The sequence below is a fragment of the uncultured Cetobacterium sp. genome (genome assembly GCF_947039425.1).
Taxonomy (GTDB): Bacteria; Fusobacteriota; Fusobacteriia; order Fusobacteriales; family Fusobacteriaceae; genus Cetobacterium_A.
In genome coordinates this window covers 1-3,336 of sequence record NZ_CAMQYW010000221.1, presented here as the reverse complement: position 1 = coordinate 3,336, position 3,336 = coordinate 1, and the positions used below count along the sequence as shown (strand labels likewise).

Genomic DNA, 3,336 nt, shown 5'->3' with positions numbered 1-3,336 from the left:
GAACTAGGAGTTAAAGAAGATGAAGTTGCCATTATACTTGGAGAAACTTCGAAGAAACAGAGAAAAGAAATGATAGCTAAAGCTAAGAGTGGTGAAATTAAAATACTCTTAACTTCTAAAATATTGGATAAAGGTATTAGTATAAATAATGCTAATGTATTATTCTTGTTATATCCTAGTAAAAATACAGCAACACTTGAACAAAGAGTTGGTAGAGTTAGTAGAACTTGTGAAGGGAAAAAGTATGCTATTGTATATGATTTTATATATGATCATCCAATCTTCTTCAAACAATTTATAAAAAGCTACAAACATTGTATTAAAGCCAAAGGTAATTTCTGTAAAAACAGAGGTACTTGTATGAGTGAGCCTAATGATTGTGATTATATGTTAGATTTAGAATACAGAAAAAGAGTTTATGATGAATGTACTAAGATTATGTCAACAGTTAATGTCTTAACAGAGTTATTAAATGAATACTTCAGAAGTGGTTTTATAGACAGAGAAATTATCGAAAGGTATAAATATAATACCAACGATATTCAAAATTCTGATATAAAAACGAAATTAATACTGGAGGTTTAATATGCATATCAAAATAGATGAACATATATGTAGTTATAATTCTGAGATTCCATTCGAATGTTTAGCAGAAGACTTCAAAACTGAGGTTGTTAAATATATAAATGATAATAAAGAGTATTTAGAAGAGAATGTTTCTATAAGCATTGATGGTTATCACGGAAAACAAAAGGTATTAAAGTTAAAGGCCACAAAGGTGAAAGAAGAAGTAATTATAGTCAATAGAAATAAAGCAGCTTGTTAATTCGAGTTGCTTTTTTTTATATATAAAATAAAAAAGGAGAATAAAAATGAAAAATGTAGAATTAAACAATTTAAGACAAGAATCTATCATGACGTTAGAAACTGTTAAGAAGCAGTATGAAAAAACTTTTAGTAAAATTTTTGATATTTTAAAAGTAGGCAGAATAATACTTGATGAAAAAATAGTATTAGAAGCAGAAGGTAAAAAGATTTTTATCGATTGTTTTCAAAAAGAAGAAGAATGTATTTATATCTTTGATACAGAAGGGACAATGTACGAGTTATTGAATATAACTTCGTTGGAAACACAATGTATTCTAATAGAAAAAATTTGTGTTGAAACTACTAGAGTGGCATAAAGTATTATAATTTTTTAACACAATACAAGTAGAAGAGTCAGACCTTCTGCTTGTATTTATGTTGTTACGGGGAGATAAAACATGGAGAATTTTAATGAACATTTAAGAGAAGTAGAGTATGATCCTTTTTCAACCGCAAAAGCAAGAACAACAATTTCAACATCTGTAAAATACCAATTAGAGAAAGAAATATTAAATTTTGGTGACAAAGTTTTAGATTATGGTTCAGGAAGAATGATGGATGTTCTTATGCTAACAGACTTAGGGATAAAATGTAGTGGTTACGATAAATATGCTTATTATTATTCTAAGAATGACGAAAAATTGTTAAAAGGCGAATACAATGTTGTAATGTGTAATTACATATTTGAAACTATAAAAACAGCAGAAGAACATTTTGACGTTTTAGATATAGTTAGAGGTATTAAAGCAAAAAGAAAAATAGTTGCATTGAACAATGACTTCCATTCTATAAGAAAAGAGTGGGAATATATGGAAGTTTATAAATGTTATTACACTGGAACTGTATATCAACGTTTCTTTGATTTTAAAACTCTATATGCTTGGTTTGGTAAACACAAAGTTTTAGAAAAGAAAAGCAATCATTTAATAATTGAACTGTTATAACTAAGGAGTGATATGATGTTTGGAATTTCAGCTATTGAAAATAAAATAATAGCAAAAGGTAGAAATGAATTAGGGATTTTTAAGATGGTCTATTCTGTAGAAGAAGAAGAATTGATTAAAGATTTAAATGATACATTATTAATAATAGAAAATAAAAATAAAAGCAAGCCACTTATATACACCTTTTGTAGCAATTACTATGTTAGCAATATAGTGATGAGAATGTTAAAATTTAAAATAAGTGGTAGAATAACACCTTCTAAGAAGTTTGCTCTTATAGATTTAAGGGCACAACTTGGGAACTACAATGATTTGTTTAGTTGTTTTGATTATCTTGGAATAATGAAAAAAGATGAACAGATGTTTGATTCAAGGAAAATATATAACAGTGTAACTGTAAACGATAAAGGCTATATAAAAGAGTTTTTAAATTATTCGAAGGATAAAATAGTAGGGTTAGCCAAATTAACTTCAGAATACAAAGGTGTTACTTATGATAACGAGTTTAGACAACCTGTTATAGTCGATATTGAAACTCATGCAAATTTTTCTATGAAAGAAGAGTTCTTAGAAGAATATCCTCGATATCGAGAAGAGGGAGAGAGTGAGATATACAAGTTAATGGCAAGAAATCCTTTGTACAATGTTTTGTATAGTTATTCCTTGTGTTATCTAGCAGAATAATAAAGGAGTAAATAATGAGAAATTTAAATTTTATAATGTTTGGAAAAGAAAAATTAAACTTGGAGCAAGTGGAAGCTGTAAATAGTGTCAACGGAATATATATGGTTGCTGCTCCTCCAGGTTCAGGTAAAACTTTTGTACTTCAAAAAAGAGTAACTTGGATGATAGTTAATTTTGGAATTCCTTCGAGGAATATACTAGCATTAACATTTACCAATGAGGCAGCTGGAGAAATGAGAGACAGAATAGGTTCAGAATTAGCTAAAGTTGATATAGAAAACGAAACAACAGTAACAACATTTCACTCATTTGCATTAAAAATGATAAGAATGTATGGAGCTTCAGCAGGGTTTGCAAGAAAATTTAGTTTGATAGATGATACAGAAAAACTGAAGATAGTTAGAGAAGTTTTACTAGTATTAGAAATTCCAGAAACTATGATGGATGCAAAAGGAGCGATAAGTATAATCTCTGATTTTAAATCAAGTGGTCAGAATGTTGACGTTGTAGAAGCAGAATTAAAAAAAAGAAAAGCAAGAATAGATTCATATATTGAGAATCCAGAAATTATGAAAGAGGATGGTTATCTTGAAGAAGATTTAGAAGACTTACAAGCTGTATTTTTAGATAAGGCAGCCTGTTTTAAGATATATAAGTTTTATGAATATAAAAAAGCTTTGAATTCTTTATATGATTTTGATGATTTAATTCTAAAACTTAGAGATTTGTTAAAAAAACCATTGATAAGAAAAAGAATATCAAAAATGTATACTCATATATTGTGTGACGAAGATCGGAAGAGCACACGTCTGAACTCCAGTCACGAATTCGTATCTCGTAT

Annotated in this window: 5 protein-coding genes; all 5 read left to right on the top strand. The window is 28.2% G+C overall.

Going from position 1 to position 3,336, the window contains the following annotated elements:
* Positions 1–585: DEAD/DEAH box helicase (locus Q0V09_RS09510; protein WP_297488911.1), on the top strand; the 585-nt coding region annotated here is incomplete at its 5' end.
* A gap of 1 nt (position 586) precedes the next feature.
* Positions 587–826: a hypothetical protein gene (locus tag Q0V09_RS09505; RefSeq protein WP_297488908.1), complete on the top strand. Its 240-nt coding sequence runs from the start codon at positions 587–589 to the stop codon at positions 824–826.
* Between the two features lie 46 nt (positions 827–872).
* Positions 873–1,184: a hypothetical protein gene (locus Q0V09_RS09500; RefSeq protein WP_297488905.1), complete on the top strand. Its 312-nt coding sequence runs from the start codon at positions 873–875 to the stop codon at positions 1,182–1,184.
* Positions 1,185–1,265: 81 nt separating this feature from the next.
* The gene (locus Q0V09_RS09495) at positions 1,266–1,811 is read left to right on the top strand and encodes a hypothetical protein (protein WP_297488902.1); all 546 of its coding nucleotides are present in this window, start codon (positions 1,266–1,268) and stop codon (positions 1,809–1,811) included.
* A 15-nt stretch (positions 1,812–1,826) separates the two neighbouring features.
* Entirely contained in the window at positions 1,827–2,495 is a 669-nt protein-coding gene (locus tag Q0V09_RS09490; protein ID WP_297488899.1) for a hypothetical protein, read from the top strand.
* Positions 2,496–3,336 lie beyond the last annotated feature (841 nt).